Here is a 17,114-nt window from a genome sequence, read left to right as displayed (position 1 = left end):
GGGGGGAGGCCGCCCCCCCGTGGGCCCCCCCCGCCGCACCGCTGCCGGGCGCGGAGGTCGCGGACGTCGCGGACGCCCCCGCGTCGGAGAGCACCGACTGCGCCACCCCCCGCACCACTGCCGGGTCCACGTGGTACCCCATCCCCGTCTGGACGCCGTCCTGCTCCACCGTCGCCTGCCCGACCGGCAGGGTCCGCAGGGTCGCCCGCCCGTCGAGCAGACCGCCCCCGTGCTGCAGCAGGTCCAGCGGGTTCCAGCCCTGGTCGGCCACCAGATCGCCGCCCACCGCCGCGAACAACTTCTGCGCCTTGCTCAGTTCGTCGAAGACGCCCTGGTCCCGCAGGGTGTGCAGCGCCGAGGCGATGAAGGCCTGCTGCCGGCGGGTCCGGGCGAGGTCGCTGCCGTCGTCGACGCCGTGCCGCTGGCGCACGAAGGCGAGCGCCTGGGCCGGGTCCAGGGTGTTGAGGCCCTGCTTCAGGTCTGCCCCGGACGCCCGGTCCTGGGTCGCGTGGGTGACGCAGACGTCGATCGGGCCGATCGCCTTGGCGATGTCGTAGAAGCCGGCCAGGTCGAACTCGGCGAAGTGGTCGATCGGGACGCCGAGCAACTGCTGGACGGTCGCGATGGTCGCGGCCCGGCCCGCCTCCCGGCCGCGTTCCGCCACCTGGTCGGCGGTCGGGCCCTGGCCCTTCAGCTTGGCCGTGGTGGCCGCCTCGGCCACCGCGTAGACCGAGCCGACCGGATAGGCCCGCCCGTCGAGCCCGGCGCTCTGCGCCCAGACGTCGCGCGGCACGGACAGCCCGGAGGCCGGCCCCCCGTCCGCCGGGAAGTGCAGCACCAGCAGCGTGTCGGTCCGGTCGAGGCCCTCCACGGCTTCGGAGCCGGCGTGCAGTTGGTCCCGGACGAAGGAGTCGGGCGGCGCGCTGCCGTCCGGCGCCTTCGCGGTGGCCAGACCGATCAGCAGGATGTTCATTCCCTTGTCCAGGTGCGGGGGCGGGGGCGTGCTCCGGTCGGCCACGGTCAGCGCCTGCGAACTGGCCACCGGCTGCGGGCCGGAGAGCACGTTCGCCGCCAGGCCGCCGCCGGCCAGCACCGCGAGCGCGACGCAGCTGCCGGTGATCGTCGCGATCCGGCGGCGCCGGCGGCGGGCCCGGCCACGGGCCAGCCCGCCGACCACCAGCGGGTCGGCGACGCTGCGCACCTCGTGGGCGGCCTCGTCGAAGGCCCGGGCGAGGTCGGCCTCGAACTCCTCGTCGGGCTGCGGATCGGCTGGCATGGGGGTCACCGTCTTTCAGGCAGGGCAGGGCAGGGTTCGCGGCAGTCGGCGGGTCAGCGGATGGCCAGCTCGGCCAACGAGTCGCCGAGCAGAGTGCGCAGCTTCGCCAGCGCCCGCGCGCTGCGGGTGCGCACCGCCCCGGCGTTGGCGCGCAGTGCGGTGGCGGTCTCCTCGACGCTGCGGTCCTCCCAGTACCGCATGACCAGGACCGCCCGGTCCCGGGGCGGCAGTTGGGCCAGCGCCTCGGTCAGCGTGACCCGCAGGCTGGGGTCGGTCTCCGGGCCGGTCAGGTCGGGCAGCCGGGCCGAGGGCCGCTCCCGGCTGCTGCGCCGCCGCTGGTGCGAGAGGAACTGCCGCGCCAGCACGGTCTGCGCGTAGGCCGCCGGGTCCGCGATCCGCCCGTGCCGCCCCGGCCGGGCCACCCGGTGCCAGTGCGCGTACATCCGCCCGAGCGTCTCCTGCACCAGGTCCTCCGCCAGGTGCGCGTCCCCGCCGGTCAGGAAGTACGCGGAGCGGTACAGCTGCCCGGACCGCGCGGTCGCGAAGGCGAGGAACTCCTCCTCCATCGCTTCCCGCGCGCTACTGCTGCTCTTGGTCATCACCACTCCCGTTCGGACCATCCGCCCTATGACGACCCGGGGAGCAGAACGCGTTACATCGTTCGAGAATATTTTTCGGCCGAGGTGGTTTCGGCCCCGGCCATCGGACCTCGTTCTCCGCTCCCCGGCGGTGCACTACCCCGCCGCCCCCGCCGCCGCCTACCCTGCTTGCGTGTCCTCGTCAGCGCGGGCTACCGCGACCACGACCCACACGCACGCCGCGGCCCCCGGGGCGGTGCCCGGGCTCGGGCACCTGCCTGCGCTGGTGCGGGATCCGGCGGGGTTCCTGGGGCGGTTGCCGGGGCTCGGCGACCTGGTGGAGATCCGGCTGGGCCCGAACCGGCTGGTGGTGCCCTGCCATCCGGAGCTGCTCCGGCAGGTGTACGCGGACGACCGGACCTTCGACAAGGGCGGCCCGCTCTACCAGCGGTTCCGCCGGATCCTCGGCAACGGGCTCGCCACCTGCGCGCACGCCGACCACCGGCGCCAGCGGCGGCTGTTGCAGCCGGAGTTCCGGCCCGAGCGGGTGGCCGAGTACGCGGACGTGATGACCCGGGAGGCGGCGCTGCTGGCCGAGTCCTGGCGCCCGGGCGAGGTGGTCGAGGTGTTCCCCGCCTGCTACCGGTTCACCCTGCGGGTGGTGGCCCGCAGCCTGCTCGGCACCGAGGTGCCCGAGGCGCTGGCCGACCGCCTGCAGCACGCCTTCGAGACCGCGTTCGCCGGTGCGCTCCGCCGCGTCATGCTGCTGCCCGCCGGCCCCCGCTACCGGGCGGCGGTGCGCACCCTGGAACGCACGGTGGCCGAGCTGGTGCGCGACCACCGGGCCGCCGGAGCCGGCCGGCGCGACCTGCTGGCCGGCCTGCTGACCGCCCGGGACGAGGACGGCTCCATGCTGTCCGACCGCGAACTGCACGACCAGGTGGTCACCCTGCTGCTGGCCGGCGCCGAGACCACCGCCTCCCAGCTCTCCTGGACCCTGCAGCTGCTGACGGCGCACCCGCGGGTGCTGGCCGCCGTGCAGGCGGAGCTCGACGCGGTGCTGACCGGCGGCCGCCCGGCCGCGTGGGCCGACCTGCCCCGACTGCCGTACACCGCCCGGGTGCTGACCGAGGCGCTGCGGCTGTACCCGCCCGGCTGGGTGCTGCTGCGCCGCTGCACCCGCGAGGTCGAGCTGGGCGGGCGGGTGCTGGCCGCGGGCAGCCAGGTGCTGCTCAGCCCGTACGTGGCCCACCACAACCCGCGGATCTTCGCCGACCCCGCCCGCTTCGACCCGGACCGCTGGCTGCCGGAACGTGCCGCCGCCCTGCCCCGCTGGGGCTTCGCCGGCTTCTCCAACGGGCCGCGCCAGTGCATCGGCGCCGACTACGCCCGCGCCGAGGCGGCGATCGCGCTGGCCACCCTGCTGGTCCGGTACCAGCCCGCCGCACTGCCGGGCGAACCGCTGCACGACCGCCCGGTCCGGCTCACCACGGTGCTGCGACCGCGCCGGCTGCGGCTGCGGATGCTCGGCCGCTAGGCGGTCCGCCGCCCGTCAGACCCCCCGAGCCCCTCAGACGCCGCCCTCCGCGAAGGCCTGGACGGCGTCGAGGTAGGCGGACTTCGGGTACTCGGCGGCGGCGTGCCGGTAGGCGGGGTTGCCCGGGGTCCACTGGTCCACCGTCAGCTCCAGCTCGGTGCCGCCCCCGTCCAGCGGGGTGACGGTGTAGCTCATCCGGCAACTGGTCTCGGCGTGGGCGGGGTTGTGCACCGCGCCCGGGTGCTGCCGGTAGGCGAAGCGGTGCGGCGCGTCGTAGGCCAGCACCTCGCCGTAGACCTGGACGATCCGCTCGCCCTCCGCGGTGTACCCGACGAACTCCACCGGGCCGCCCACGGCGAAGTCGGTCTCGATCACACAGCCGTAGAGGGTGGCCTTGCTGCCCTCACTGGTGGTGACCGCGGCCCAGACCCGATCGGCGGGGGCGGCGATGGTGCGGCGGTAGCTCAGCGGCTGCTCGGTCGTCATGGCCGGCAACCTACCGGGCGGCACTGACAGGGGCCGGCGCTGACACGAGCCGGCCGTTGCACCGACCGCGCTATCTGTTCTATAAGTAATAGAGCAGATAGACACCGAAGGAGGGAGACCGTGCTCCTCACCCTCGACCTGAGCAGCGAGATCCCGATCTACCAGCAGATCCGGGACCGGGTCGTCGAGGCGATCGCCCTCGGCGATCTCGTCGAGGGCAGCCCGCTGCCCTCGACCCGGCAACTCGCCGCGGACCTGGGGATCAACTTCCACACCGTCAACAAGGCCTACGACCTGCTCCGCCAGGAGGGCCTGCTGATCCTCAACCGGAAGAGCGGCGCAGTGGTCCAGCGCGACCGGACCTCGGGAGCGCCGCCCCCCGGCTTCACCGAGCAGTGGCAGGCCCGCCTGCACACCCTGCTCGCCGAAGCCGTCGCCCAGGGCCTCGACAGGTCGGCCGCGCTGACCGCCTGCACCGCCACCCTCGCCGACTTCGGCCCGCACCACCCCGTACCTGCGTCGGAGTTGGGAGACCCGGCATCATGAGTTCCACCGCTGTGCTGATCCAGTCCCTGGTCTGCCTGCTGCTGCTCGCCGCGGCCTGGCTGATGCCCTCCTTCACCACGCCGACCCTGCCGTTCGGGGTGCGGGTGCCCAGCAACCGGGTGCAGGCGCCGGTGATCTCCGAGCAGCGGCGGTCCTACCGCTGGTGGGTCGGCCTGGCCGGCGGAGCCGTCCTCGCCGCCGGGACGGCCTGGGGGCTTCGCACCGGGAGCCCCGCCGCGAGCGTGCTGACGGTGTTCGCCGTGCTGGCCGTCCAACTGGCCGGATACCTGCGCGCACACCGGGCGATCGGCGCGGTCAAGCAGCGCGAGCAGTGGTACCAGGGGGTGCGGCAGGGCGTGGTGGCCGACACCTCGCTGCGCACCGCACCCGGCCGCTTCCCCTGGCTCGGGGCGCTCCCGGCGGCGCTGATCGTGGTGGCGACGCTGGTCACCGGCGTGGTCCGCTACCCCTCGATGCCGGACCGGCTGCCGATGCACTTCAACGGCCCGGGCCACGTCGACCGGTTCGCCGCCAAGTCGGTGGGCAACGTCTTCGCGGTCGTCCTCGCGCAGCTCGGGCTCACCCTGCTGCTGGTCCTGCTCACCTGGCTGGTCTTCCGGGCCCGCCCGGACCTGGACCCGGCCCGGGCCAAGGTGACGGCCGGCCAGTACCGCCTCTTCCGCACCCGGATGGCCCACGCCATGCTGACCCTGACCACCTGCTTCGACCTCTCGCTGGCCTGGGCCGCCTGGCAGATCTGGTCCGGCAGCCACACCCTGGCCGTGCTGCCGGTGCTGCTGCCGATCGTGGTCGGCCTGGCCGTGGTGCTCTGGGCGGCGCTCAGCAGCGGGCAGAACGGCAGCCGGCTGCGGGTCGCGGAACAGGCGCCCGACGCGGGGCCGACCACCCCGCCGGTGGAGCACCAGGACGACGACCGCCACTGGCGCCTGGGCGGCCTGTTCTACCTGAACCGGGAGGACTCCGCGCTCTTCGTGCCCAAGCGGTTCGGCATCGGCTGGACGCTCAACCTGGCCAACCCCGGCGCCGTGGCCTTCGTGGTCCTGCTGCTCGGCCTCGCGGTCGGACTGCCGCTGCTCACCCGCTGAGCCAGCCCGCCACGTCCAGCCGGAAGTACTCGGCCGGCGCCATCACCCGCAGGTCCCGCTCCAGTTGCCGCACCCGCTCGGCGCCCAGCTGCGCCACCCACTCGGCACGCAGTTGCTCGAACACCTCGGCCGAGCGGGTCAGCAGGTCCAGGCCGCGCGGGGTGAGCCGGACCAGCTTGCGCCGGGCGTCGGCCGGGTCGTCGGCCCGCTGCACGTACCCGAGGACCGCCAGCCGGTCGATCGTCTTGCCGGCCGCCTGCTTGGAGACGCCCAGCCGCCGCCCCACCTCGCTCGCGCTCGCGCCCTGCAGGCCCACGGCCTGCAGGGCGAAGCCGTGCGCCGGCCGGGCCTCCGGGTGGCCCTGTGCGGCGAGTTCGGCGTGCAGCCGGTCAATGATCGAGCGGAAGCCGGCGAAGAGCAGCAGCGGCAGTTCGAACCCGTGGCTCTCGCGCTCCGGCACGGCCTCACCCATCGCGGACACTCCTCGCCCCTTGCTTCGATCGACAACCTGGTTTACGTTTTTAGTCAACCACGTTGTCCATCGCGGGCACCTGTTGCTGCCCCCTGCACGGCGAACGAGGAGACCTCCGTCATGTCCCGACAGTACTTCCCCGTCCACACCCCGCAGTCCGCCCCGGCCGCGTCCCGCGCCGCCATGGAGACCACCCACCGCCACCTCGGCCACCTGCCCGACGCGGTCGGCCTGATGGCCGAGTCCCCCGAACTGCTCACCGGCTTCCTCGACCTGAGCGCCCGCTTCGAGCGCAGCTCGCTCGACCAACTCGCGCGTGAGGTGCTGGTGCTCACCGTCGCCACCCGCAACGGCTGCGAGCTCTGCGTGGCGATGCACACCGCGAAACTGACCACGCTCGGCGCCGACCCCGCCCTGATCACCGCCCTGCGCGACGGCACCCCGCTGCCCGACCCGCGGCTCGCCGCCGTCCGCACCTTCACCCTGCACCTGCTCGCCACCGCGGGCGCCGCCGACCCGGCGGCCCTCGACGCCTTCCTGGGCCACGGCTTCACCCCGCGCAACGCGCTGGAGGTGGTCCTCGGCATCGGCACGTACACCCTGTCCACCTTCGCCAACCGCCTCACCGGCGCCACGCCGGACGAACGGCTCGCCCCGTTCGCCTGGCAGCCGGCCGCAGCCTGAGCCGAACCGGGCGCCGACAGCCGGACCTCCCGACGAACAACGGGACCGCCTACAGCCGGGCCGCCCGACGAACCAACCGGGCGCCTACAGCCGGGCCGACCAGCTCACCCGGGTGCCGCGGCGGTCCGGCCCCGGCTCGTGCCAGGCGTCGCCGCCCAGCGCCTCGGCCCGGCGGCGCAGGTTGGCCAGGCCGCTGCGGCGCCCGCCCTCGGGGATGCCCGCGCCGTCGTCGGTCACGGTGAGCAGCACGCCCGGGCGACCCGGGCGGTCCACCGCCTCGGGGTCGCCGGAGACCGGGTGGCCGTGCTCGTCCAGGTGCACGGTGGCGACGACCTGCACGCCGACCCGGGAAGCCCGGGCGTGCCGGGCGGTGTTGGAGAGCATCTCGCGCAGCGCGGCCAGCAGTTGACGCGCGGTCGCCTCGCCGACCAGGGTCTCCACCGGGCCGGTGAAGGTGATCGTCGGCTTGAAGCCGAGCGCCCCGGCGGCCTGGCTGCCCTCGCGCAGCACCCGGGTGCGCAGGGTGTCGGGCTCGTCGCCGTGGTCGTCGTGCTGGAGCGCGTAGATGGTGGTGCGGACCTCCTGGATGGTGGCGTCCAGCTCGTCCACCGCGTGACCGAGCCGCTCGGTCACCTCGGGGACGATGGCCCGGCGGGCGGCGCTCTCCAGCATCATGCCGGTGGCGAAGAGCCGCTGGATCACCAGGTCGTGCAGGTCGCGGGCGATCCGGTCGCGGTCCTGGAAGACGGCCAGCCGCTGCCGGTCGCGCTGCCCCTCGGCCAGCCGCAGGGCGAGCGCGGCCTGCGAGGCGAAGGTGGCCGCCAGTTCCTTGGTGGCCTCGCTGAACGGGCGGGCGCCGCGGGCCCGCCAGACCACCAGGCCGCCCAGCACCTGGCCGGCGGCCACCATCGGCAGCGCCATGGAGGGGCCGTAGCGGCGGGCCAGGCGCATCACCAGCGCCGGGTCCTGGGAGAGGTCATCGATGAAGATGCTCTCGCCGTCCCGCAGCCGGGCCGCGTACCCGGTGCCGGGGACCAGCTCGCCCCGCACGTACTCGGCCTGCTCACCCGAGGCGTGCGAGACCCGCAGGTTGCCGTCCCCGGTGGGCAGCATGATCATCCCGAGCTCGGCGTCGGCCAGCTCCCGCACCCGCTCGGCGGCCACCGCGAGCGCGTCGTGCGCGTTCTCGGTGGAGAGCAGCGCGGTGGTCACGGCCGCCGCGCCGGCGATCCAGCGCTCCCGGCGGCGGCCCTCCTCGTACAGCCGGGCGTTCTCGATCGCCACCCCGGCGGCGGCCGCCAGCGCGTGCACCACCTGCGCGTCCTCCGGGGTGAACCCGCCGCCACCGCGCTTCTCGGTCAGGTAGAGGTTGCCGAACACCTCCTCCCGCACCCGGATCGGCTCGCCCAGGAAGGAGCGCATCGGCGGGTGGTGCGAGGGGAAGCCGGCCGCCCGCGGATCACTGGACAGGTCGTCCAGTTGCAAGGGCTCGGGGTGCTCGATCAGCACCCCGAGGACGCCGCGCCCGGCCGGCAGATCGCCGATCTCGGCGGCGGTCGCCTCGTCGATCCCGACGTGGATGAAGTCGCTCAGCCCGTGCCCGCCCGGCGAGATCACCCCGAGCGCCGCGTACTTGGCGTCGACCAGTTCGGCGGCCCCGGAGGCGATCCGCTCCAGGGTCGCGTGCAGGTCCAGCCCCGCCCCGACCGAGACCACCGCCTCCAGCAGCCGCTGCATCCGGTCGGTCACCGCGGCGGCGGACTGCAAGCGCTCGGAGACCTCGGTCACCAGCGTGTCGAGGCCCAGCGAGGAGATCTCCGGCACCCGGTGCGGGGCGGGCTGCGGATCGGGCCGCGAGTCGTCGGGCGCGGGGGTGGTCGCCATGCCCCCGACCATAGGCGCTGGGCGAGCCGATCACCCGGTAGGACGCACCGCGTCAGTCGCCGCCGCCCCCTTCGCCGCCTTCACCCCCGCCGTCGCCCCCGCCACCCTCGCCCCCACCGCTCCCGCCGGCCCCACCACCGCCGCCGTCGACCCCGTCCGGCCCGTTGTCCGAGTCGCTCTTCTTGCACCCCGCCAGCAGCGGCACCCCCAGCAGCACCCCCACTCCCGCCGCCAGCAGGAACCGCCTTCTGCTCCCGTCCCACTCCGCCATCGGGTCCACCCCCTGGTCGCCCATCTCGGAGCACCAGGATGACACCACTCAACCTTCAAAGGAAGAGCACGAGTTATTCACATTCCACGAGTCCGCCGCCGGCCCGCAGCGCTCGAAGCCGACACCCGGCCCTACGCTCCCGCCCCCACCAGCCGTTCCCCCGCCGCCTCCAGCTCCCACAGGGCCCGCAGGCGCCCGCCCTCGCGGGTCACCAGCTCGCCCCACGCGCCCCGCTCCGCCACGACGCCGCCGTCCAGGACGAGGATCTCGTCGATGCCCGCCTGCTCGAGTCCCGCCAGGCGGTGGGTGATCAGCAGGGTGGCGCGGTCCTCGGTGGCGGTGAGCAGGTCGGCCGTCAGGGCATCCGCGGTCGGCAGGTCGAGGTGTTCGGCGGGCTCGTCGAGGATCAGCAGCGGGAAGTCGGCGAGCAACGCCCGGGCCAGCGCGAGCCGTTGGCGCTGGCCGCCCGACAGGCGGGCGCCGTGTTCGCCGACCATGGTGTCCAGGCCGTCCGGCAGGGTGTCGACCCAGTCCAGCAGCCGGGCCGCGGACAGCGCGGCGCGCAGGTCGGCGTCGGCGGCGGACGGCCGGGCCAGGCGCAGGTTCTCGCGCAGGGAGCTGTCGAAGACGTGCGCGTCCTGGGCGCAGAGGCCCACCAGCGCCCGCACCGCGTCGCCGTCCAGCGCGCGACTGTCCACAGCCTGTGGAGAACCGGCGCCCAGCACCACGGACCCGTCCTGCTGGTCGAGCAGTCGCAGCAGCACCTGGGCCAGCGTGGTCTTGCCGGAGCCGGACGGGCCGACCACCGCGATCCGCTTCCCGGCGGCGAGGTCGAGGTCCACGCCGTCCAGCGCCAGGCCCTGCTGCCCGGGCCAGCTCGCCCGCAGGCCGCGCACCGCCAGCGGGAAGGGGTCCGCGGGGGCGGCAGCGGGCGCCGCCGGCTCGGCCACCGGGTCCGGGGTGTCCACCACCTCGACCAACCGAGCGGCCGCGGCCCGGCTGCGCTCGCGGATCTGCACCGCGCTCGGCAGCCCGGCCACCGCCTCGAAGGCGGCCAGCGGGGTGAGGATCACCACCGCCAGGCTGAGCCCGTTGAGTTCACCGGACCGCACCCCGGCCACCCCGACCAGCGCGCAGACGGCCACCGTGAGGCCGGTGAGCAGCGTGGTCAGGCCGGCGCCGAGGGCGGTGGTGGCGGCCGAGCGGGCGGCCAGCGCGGTCAGCCTGGCGTCGGCCGCCCGCAGCACGCCGAGCCGGGCCGGCAGTGCGCCGGCCGCGGTCAGCTCGGCGACCCCGGTGCAGGTGTCCACCACGGCGGTGGCCAACTCGCCACGTGCGGGCGCCTGTTGCCGCTCGGTCCGGCCTGCCAGCCGGGCCGCCAGCAGCGGCACCACCGCGCCCGCCAGCAGCAGGCCGACGCCCAGGGCCACCCCGGCGGCCGGCAGCAGCAGCCCGAGGCCGACGGCGGCGGCCAGTGAGACGGTCACCGCGACCGCGACCGGCAACCGCCAGCGCAGGTACCAGTCCTGCACCGCGTCCACGTCCGCGACCAGCCGGGAGAGCAGGTCGCCGCGCCGGAAGGCGGGCAGCGCGGCCGGCGCCAGCCGCTCCAACCGGCGGTAGACGGTGACCCGCAGGCTGCCCAGGATGCGCAGCACGGCGTCGTGCGAGACCAGCCGCTCGCAGTAGCGGAAGAAGCTGCGGCCGACCCCGAAGGCGCGCACCGAGGTGACCGCCATCATCAGGTAGAGCACCGGGGGCTGTTGGGCGGCCTTGGAGATCAGCCAGCCGGAGGTGGCCAGCAGCGCCACCGCGCAGCCCAGCGCCAGGCTGCCGAGCAGCACCGCGAGCGCGAACCGGCGCCGGGCGCGCCCGGTCTCGGCGGCGGCGAGGAGCGCGGAGATGCGGCGGAGCGGCGGAAGGGCGGGAAGGGACGGAGAAGCAGCGGCGGGCAGGGCCGGCAGGGGAACGGGCGAAGGCGCCGCCTCCGCAGGCGGGGCCGACGGCAGCACGCCGCCCGCAGCCGCCACCCGAGCAGCGCCCCCCGGCGCCGCCAGCTCCACCCGGGCATCCGCCACCGCCAGCAGCGCCGGCCGGTGCGCCACCAGCAGCACGGTGCGCGCGGGGTCGGCCGCCAACTCGCCCACCGCCGCCACGATCGCCGCCTCGCTGGCCGCGTCCAGGTTGGCGGTCGGCTCGTCCAGCAGCACCAGCGGACGCTCCGTCAGCAGCGCCCGGGCCAGCGCCAGCCGCTGCCGCTGCCCGGCGGACAGGCCCGCGCCGCCCTCGCCCAGCCGGGTCGCCAGCCCCCGCGGCAGCCGCTCGACGAAGTCCAGTGCGTGCGCGGCGGCCAGCGCGGCACGCAGCTGCGCCTCGGACGCCTCCGGCCGGGCCAGCCGGACGTTCTCCGCCACCGTGCCGGCGAACAGGTAGGGGCGCTGCGGCACCCAGGCGAGCTGGGCCCGCCAGGAGTCGGGGTCCAGCTCGGCCAGCGGGTACGAGCGGCCGTCGGCGGCCGTCACCGTGACCTCCCCGGCGTCCGGCCGGACGAAGCCCAGCAGCACGCCGAGCAGGGTGCTCTTGCCGGCGCCGCTCGGCCCGGTGAGCGCGGTGGTGCTGCCGGGGGCGAGCTCCACCGCGGCGCCGTCGAGCGCGGGAACGGTGCGGCCGGGGTACCCGACGGTCAGCGGACCGACCGTCACCGTGGCACCGGCCAGCGGCGGGGCGGGCCGGGTGCCGGCCGCCGGGAGCGGGGTCTCCAGCACCGCGAAGACCTCGGCGGCGGCCGCCAGGCCCTCGGCGCTGGCGTGGTAGTGCGCGCCGACCTGGCGCAGCGGGAAGTACACCTCGGGGGCCAGCACCAGCACCAGCAGGCCGGTCTCCAGCCCGAGCGAGCCGTCCACCAGCCGGAAGCCGACGGAGACCGCGACCAGCGCCACCGAGATGGTGGCGATCAGTTCCAGCGCGAAGGAGGAGACGAAGGCGATCCGCAGCGTGCGCAGGGTCGCCCTGCGGTGCTCGTCGGTGATCTTCCGGATCGCCGCGGTCTGCGCCTTGGCCCGGTTGAACACCTTGAGCGTGGGCAGTCCGCCGACCACGTCCAGGAAGTGGTGCGAGAGCCGGGACAGCGCCCGCCACTGGCGGTCCATCCGGTCCTTGGTGGCCCAGCCGATCAGCACCATGAAGAGCGGGATCAGCGGCAGCGTCCCGGCGATGACCGCCGCGCTCTCCCAGTCCGCGCCGGTGATCCGGGCCAGCAGCACGGCGGGCACCACCACGGCGAGCGCGAGCTGCGGCAGGTAGCGGGCGAAGTAGTCGTCCAGCGCGTCGATCCCCCGGGTGGCCAGGGTGGTCAGCTCGCCGGTGCGGCGCCCGGCCAGGTAGCCGGGGCCGAGCGCGGTGGCGTGCGCCAGCAGCCGCCCGCGCAGCTGCGACTTGACCCGGGCCACCGAGCGGTGGGCGGCCAGTTCGGTGAGCCAGGCGACCAGCGCCCGGCCGGCCGCGGTGGCCGCCAGCAGCACCAGCGGGCCGGTCAGTTGGGCCACGCCCTGGCCGCGCTGGAAGCAGCGCACGGTGATCTCGGCGATCAGCGTGGCCTGGGCCAGCAGCAGCAGCGCGCCCACACCGCCGAGCAGCACCGTGCCGGCCAGGAAGGCCCGGGTGGTGCGGGCCTGGGCGAGCAGCCGCGGGTCGACGGGCTTCATCGCCGTCAGCCCTCCGCGCCGGCCGGGCGGTGGTCGCCGGCCGGCAGGTGCTCGCCGGCCGGGATGTGCTGGACGCCGATCCGCTTGCGGAACACCCAGTAGGTCCAGCCCTGGTAGAGCAGCACGATCGGGGTGAAGACCGCCGCGACCACGGTCATCAGCTTGAGCGTGTAGGGCGCGGAGGAGGCGTTGGCAACGGTCAGGCTCCAGTCCGGGTTGAGGGTGGAGGGCATCACGTTCGGGAAGAGCGCCAGGAAGAGCATCGAGACGACGGCCACCACGGTCAGCCCGGAGAGCGCGAAGGCCCAGCCCTCGCGGCCCAGCCGGACCGCGAACATCGCGCCGAGCAGCGCCGGCACCGCCACCACCAGGGCGCCCATGCTGCCGCCGGTGCCCCGGTCCACCTGGGTCCAGACCAGGAAGACCAGCGCCAGCACCGCGGTCACCAGCCCGAGTTGCAGCGCCAGGGCGCGCGCCCGCAGCCGGATCTCGCCGACCGTCTTGAGCGCGGCGAACAGTGCGCCGTGGAAGGTGAAGAGCACCAGGGTGGTCAGCCCGCCGAGCACCGCGTAGGGGTTGAGCAGGTCCAGGACGCTGCCGGTGTAGTTCTTCTGCTGGTCGATCGCCACGCCGTGCACCATGTTGGCGAAGGCCACGCCCCAGAGGAAGGCGGGCAGCAGCGAGGTCCAGAAGATCGCCTGCTCCCAGCCCCGCTGCCAGCGCTCCTCGCTGCGCTTGTGCCGGTACTCGAAGGCCACGCCGCGCACGATCAGGCAGACCAGGATCGCCAGCAGCGGCAGGTAGAAGCCGCTGAACAGCGTGGCGTACCAGTCCGGGAAGGCCGCGAAGGTGGCACCGCCCGCGGTGAGCAACCAGACCTCGTTGCCGTCCCAGACCGGGCCGATGGTGTTGATCAGGACCCGCCGCTCGGCCCGGTCCCGGGCCAGCAGCCTGGTGAGGATCCCGATGCCGAAGTCGAAGCCCTCCAGGAAGAAGTAGCCGATCCAGAGGACCGCGATCAGCACGAACCAGACGTCGTGGAGCTGCATCTCTCTTCTCTCCCCGGGCTCAGTAGGCGAAGGCCAGCGGGCGGTCGGCGTCCTCGTCGGCCGCCGGGCCGCGCAGCGTGGGGTCCTTGGCGGGCGGCTGTTCGGTCACGTCGGGTCCGGCCTTGGCGTACTTGGCGAGCAGGCGCACCTCGATCACCGCGAGCACCGCGTAGAGCGCGGTGAAGGTGCAAAAGGCGATCACCTGGGTGGTCACGCCGACGTTGGGGGAGACCGAGTCGGCGGTGGTCATCAGGCCGAAGACCGACCAGGGCTGACGGCCCATCTCGGTGAAGATCCAGCCGAAGCTGTTGGCGATCAGCGGGAAGCCCATGGTCAGGATGCCGATCCGCCAGCTCCACTTGGTCAGCTGCGGGCCGAGCTCGCGGCGCGGGGTGAGCATCAGGCGCGGCGGCTCGTCCTCGCCGGTGCGGAACTCGGGGGCCAGGAAGCGGTGCTTGCGGGTGGTCCAGAGTCCGATCAGACCCGCCACGAAGGAGGTCATGCCGAACCCGATCATCAGCCGGAAGCCCCAGTAGGTGACGAAGATGTTGGGGATGTAGTCGGTCGGCTTGCCGCCGTACTTGGCGGCCTCGGCCGCCGCGGTGTCGTTGATCCCGGGCACCGGGGAGCTGAAGTCGCTCTTGGCGAGGAAGGACAGTATCCCGGGGACCTCCAGCTCCACCGAGTTGTGGCCCTTCTCGACGTTGCCGATCGCGAAGATGGAGAACGGCGCGGGCGACTCGGTGTCCCAGAGCGCCTCGGCGGAGGCCATCTTCATCGGCTGCTGCTCGAACATCACCTTGGCCAGGGTGTCGCCGCTGATCGCGGTGCCCAGCCCGGCGACCACGGCCATCACCAGGCCGAGCCGCAGCGAGGTGCGCAGCGCCGCGGTCCTGCGCCGGTCGACCACCGCGCCTTCGGAGGATCCGGCTGCCCGCTTGGCCCGCCACAGGTGCCAGGAGGAGATGCCGACCATGAAGGCGGCGCCGGTCAGGAAGGCGGCGGTGAGGGTGTGGAAGACCACCACCAGGGTGGTGTCCTGGAACAGCACCTTGGTGATGTCGGTGAGCTGCGCCTTGTGGGTGACCGGGTCGATCGTGTACCCGGCCGGGTGCTGCATCCAGGAGTTGGCCGCCAGGATGAAGTAGCCGGAGAGCACGGTGCCGAGCGCCACCATCCAGATGCAGGCGCAGTGGATCTTCTTCGGCAGCTTGTCCCAGCCGAAGATCCACAGGCCGATGAAGGTGGACTCGAAGAAGAAGGCGATCAGCGCCTCCATCGCCAGCGGCGCGCCGAACACGTCCCCGACGAAGCGCGAGTAGTCGGACCAGTTCATCCCGAACTGGAACTCCTGGACGATCCCGGTCACCACGCCCATGGCGATGTTGATCAGGAAGAGCTTCCCCCAGAACTTGGTGGCGTGGAAGTACTTCTCCTTCCCCGTCCGCACCCAGGCCGTCTCCAGCCCGGCGACCGTGGCCGCCAGGCTGATGGTCAGCGGCACGAAGAGGAAGTGGTAGACGGTGGTGACCCCGAACTGCCACCGCGCGATGGTCTCGTGAGCGATCGCCAGTTGCACTTCGCCCTCTTCCCTTCCGTCCGGTCCGGCGTGGTCCGTCCGGCCCACACCGGCTTGATCGGGTTTGCCCCAGATCCTGCCTCACCCGACCGGCAAAACCGTCCTTTGCCCTCAAAGCACGCCAATCCCGGTCAAGCTTGCGAGCTTGTGAACGTGAACACGTTCACAAGCTCACCGTTGAGGACAGTATGCCGCACACCTGTCCGGTGCCGGACGCCGGGGGGTGGGGTGAACGCGGCCGCGCAGGAGTGAAGGGCGGGCGGAGCGCTTGTGAATGCGTGAAGGGCGTCAGGGATAAATAAGGCCAGGTCAGACCCGGCCGATCAGCCCACCGGGGTCGGCTACTCGCCGCTCGAACGGGGCAGGGTCAGGCGGAAGGTCGCACCCTGGCCCGGGACGGTGTCCAGGCCCAGGCTGCCGCCGTGGGCGCGGGCGAAGGCGGTGGCGATGGCCAGGCCGAGGCCGGCGCCGCCGCCCTCGTTGCGGCTGCGGGAGGCGTCGACGCGGTAGAAGCGCTCGAACACCCGGTCGGCCTGTTCGGTGGTCAGGCCCGGCCCGGAGTCGGCGACTTCGAGCACGCAGCCGTCCGGCCCCGCGCCCACGCCGATCCGCACCGCGGTGCCGCGCGGGGTGTGCTTGACCGCGTTGCCGACCAGGTTGGTGACCACCTGGCGCAGCCGCGCCTCGTCCCCGAGCACCGCGGCCGCGCCGGGCGAGCCGGTGCCGCCGGGGCCGGTGAGCGCCACCGGGCGGGTCGGGTCGAGCGCGGTGAGGTCGTGCAGCGCGTCGGCGGCCAGCGTGCGCAGGTCCATCGGGGCCAGGTCGAGCGGGCGCTCCTCGTCCATCCGGGCCAGCGTGAGCAGATCCTCCACCAGGCCGCCCATCCGGACCGCCTCGTTCTCGATCCGGTCCATGGTCCGCTTGACGTCGGCGTCCGAGCTCAGCGCGCCCATCCGGTAGAGCTCGGCGAAACCGCGGATGCCGGCCAGCGGGGTGCGCAGCTCGTGCGAGGCGTCCGCGACGAAGCGCCGCATCCTGGCCTCGGAGGCGGCCCGGGCGGCGAAGGCCGACTCGATCTGGTCGAGCATCCCGTTCAACGCCAGCGAGAGCCGGCCCACCTCGGTGCCGACCGGCAGCTCCGGCATCCGGTAGGAGAGCTCGCCGGCCGCGATCAGCTCGGTGCCCAGCTCGATCCGGCGCAGCGGTTTGAGCCCGGCCCGCACCGCGAAGGCGCCGAGCCCGGCGATCAGCACCAGGACCACGCCGCCGATCACCAGGAACTCGTGACCGAGCTTGATCACCGCCGCGTGCACGTCGTCCAGCGAGGAGGCGACCATCACGTAGGCCGAGGGGTTGGTGTCGTCGGCCGGCGGGTTGGCGTTCTCGATCGGCAGGATCAGCGCCCGCCACCGGGTGTCCTTGTTGCCGTTCAGCTCGAAGGGCCTGCCGAGGTGGTCGGTGACCACCGCCAGGGTGATCTCGGACTCGTCGAGCTCGGGGTCGCCAGCCGCGATCGGCTGGCGGTAGGTGTGCTTGACCTTGCCGGCGGCGGTGATCATCCGGATCTCGAACGGGCTGGGCAGGGCGGAGTTGCCCAGCCGCAGCTTGCCGTTGGCATCGGTGCCGGTCGGCTTGGGGAAGTCCGCCGAGTTGCCCGGGTACTGCCCGCTGTGCTCGCCGCCGCGCTGGGCGAGGTTGGCGCAGATCCGCTGCAGCTGCTGGTCGACCTGGCTGAGCAGCTGGCCGCGCACCATGCCCAGCACCACCGCGTCGCTGACCACCAGCCCGGTGAGCACCAGCACCACGGTGAGCGCCAGCAGCCGGGCGCGCAGCGAGAGCCGGCCGGTGCGGCGCAGGAAGCGCCCCGGCAGCAGGGCCCGCAGCACACGCCCGAGGGCGCGGCCCAGGGTGAGAGCGGCGCTCACCGCTCCGTCACGCAGCC

At 74.0% G+C, this 17,114-nt stretch carries 14 protein-coding genes; 4 read left to right on the top strand and 10 right to left on the bottom strand.

Going from position 1 to position 17,114, the window contains the following annotated elements; translation table 11 throughout:
* Positions 1–1,276, bottom strand: a 1,276-nt coding sequence (locus ACQRUO_RS25955) for an LCP family protein (protein ID WP_428318479.1), incomplete at its 3' end; no start/stop codon positions are given.
* A 53-nt stretch (positions 1,277–1,329) separates the two neighbouring features.
* On the bottom strand, positions 1,330–1,875 hold the full coding sequence (locus tag ACQRUO_RS25950) for a SigE family RNA polymerase sigma factor (RefSeq protein ID WP_428318478.1): 546 nt from the start codon (positions 1,873–1,875) through the stop codon (positions 1,330–1,332).
* Between the two features lie 172 nt (positions 1,876–2,047).
* On the opposite strand from ACQRUO_RS25950, the gene ACQRUO_RS25945 reads away from it, so the two are divergent.
* A complete protein-coding gene (locus ACQRUO_RS25945) occupies positions 2,048–3,391 on the top strand; it encodes a cytochrome P450 (protein WP_428318477.1) in 1,344 nt (447 codons plus the stop codon).
* 33 nt (positions 3,392–3,424) lie between these two features.
* Here the strand turns inward: ACQRUO_RS25945 and ACQRUO_RS25940 are convergent, their stop codons facing one another.
* On the bottom strand, positions 3,425–3,877 hold the full coding sequence (locus tag ACQRUO_RS25940; protein WP_428318476.1) for an SRPBCC family protein: 453 nt from the start codon (positions 3,875–3,877) through the stop codon (positions 3,425–3,427).
* A gap of 120 nt (positions 3,878–3,997) precedes the next feature.
* Between ACQRUO_RS25940 and ACQRUO_RS25935 the strand changes: the two genes are divergently transcribed.
* Positions 3,998–4,423: a GntR family transcriptional regulator gene (locus ACQRUO_RS25935; protein ID WP_428318475.1), complete on the top strand. Its 426-nt coding sequence runs from the start codon at positions 3,998–4,000 to the stop codon at positions 4,421–4,423.
* Positions 4,420–5,529: a DUF1648 domain-containing protein gene (locus ACQRUO_RS25930; protein WP_428318474.1), complete on the top strand. Its 1,110-nt coding sequence runs from the start codon at positions 4,420–4,422 to the stop codon at positions 5,527–5,529. Before ACQRUO_RS25935 ends, ACQRUO_RS25930 begins: the two co-directional genes overlap by 4 nt.
* Here the strand turns inward: ACQRUO_RS25930 and ACQRUO_RS25925 are convergent.
* The gene (locus ACQRUO_RS25925) at positions 5,519–6,001 is read right to left on the bottom strand and encodes a MarR family winged helix-turn-helix transcriptional regulator (RefSeq protein WP_428318473.1); all 483 of its coding nucleotides are present in this window, start codon (positions 5,999–6,001) and stop codon (positions 5,519–5,521) included. The two genes, ACQRUO_RS25930 and ACQRUO_RS25925, sit on opposite strands and share 11 nt — an antisense overlap.
* A gap of 120 nt (positions 6,002–6,121) precedes the next feature.
* On the opposite strand from ACQRUO_RS25925, the gene ACQRUO_RS25920 reads away from it, so the two are divergent.
* A complete protein-coding gene (locus ACQRUO_RS25920; RefSeq protein ID WP_428318472.1) occupies positions 6,122–6,685 on the top strand; it encodes a carboxymuconolactone decarboxylase family protein in 564 nt (187 codons plus the stop codon).
* Between the two features lie 84 nt (positions 6,686–6,769).
* On the opposite strand, the gene ACQRUO_RS25915 is transcribed toward ACQRUO_RS25920, so the two are convergent.
* The 6 genes from ACQRUO_RS25915 to ACQRUO_RS25890 all read right to left on the bottom strand — a co-directional run bounded on the left by ACQRUO_RS25915 (position 6,770) and on the right by ACQRUO_RS25890 (position 17,097).
* The gene (locus ACQRUO_RS25915; protein ID WP_428318471.1) at positions 6,770–8,569 is read right to left on the bottom strand and encodes a GAF domain-containing protein; all 1,800 of its coding nucleotides are present in this window, start codon (positions 8,567–8,569) and stop codon (positions 6,770–6,772) included.
* A 52-nt stretch (positions 8,570–8,621) separates the two neighbouring features.
* Entirely contained in the window at positions 8,622–8,885 is a 264-nt protein-coding gene (locus ACQRUO_RS25910) for a hypothetical protein (protein ID WP_428318470.1), read from the bottom strand.
* A gap of 86 nt (positions 8,886–8,971) precedes the next feature.
* Positions 8,972–12,544: a thiol reductant ABC exporter subunit CydD gene (gene cydD, locus ACQRUO_RS25905; protein ID WP_428318469.1), complete on the bottom strand. Its 3,573-nt coding sequence runs from the start codon at positions 12,542–12,544 to the stop codon at positions 8,972–8,974.
* A 5-nt stretch (positions 12,545–12,549) separates the two neighbouring features.
* Positions 12,550–13,593, bottom strand: coding sequence for a cytochrome d ubiquinol oxidase subunit II (gene cydB / locus ACQRUO_RS25900; protein ID WP_428318468.1), 1,044 nt, complete (start codon positions 13,591–13,593; stop codon positions 12,550–12,552).
* A 19-nt stretch (positions 13,594–13,612) separates the two neighbouring features.
* Entirely contained in the window at positions 13,613–15,172 is a 1,560-nt protein-coding gene (locus ACQRUO_RS25895) for a cytochrome ubiquinol oxidase subunit I (RefSeq protein ID WP_428318467.1), read from the bottom strand.
* A gap of 341 nt (positions 15,173–15,513) precedes the next feature.
* Positions 15,514–17,097 (bottom strand): HAMP domain-containing sensor histidine kinase, encoded by a 1,584-nt coding sequence (locus ACQRUO_RS25890; RefSeq protein ID WP_428318466.1) that lies wholly within the window; start codon positions 17,095–17,097, stop codon positions 15,514–15,516.
* Positions 17,098–17,114 lie beyond the last annotated feature (17 nt).

The organism is Kitasatospora sp. LaBMicrA B282 (genome assembly GCF_050325825.1).
Lineage (GTDB): Bacteria > Actinomycetota > Actinomycetes > Streptomycetales > Streptomycetaceae > Kitasatospora.
Note: the sequence above shows the minus strand (reverse complement) of the source record. Positions and strands in the feature narration are given on the sequence as shown.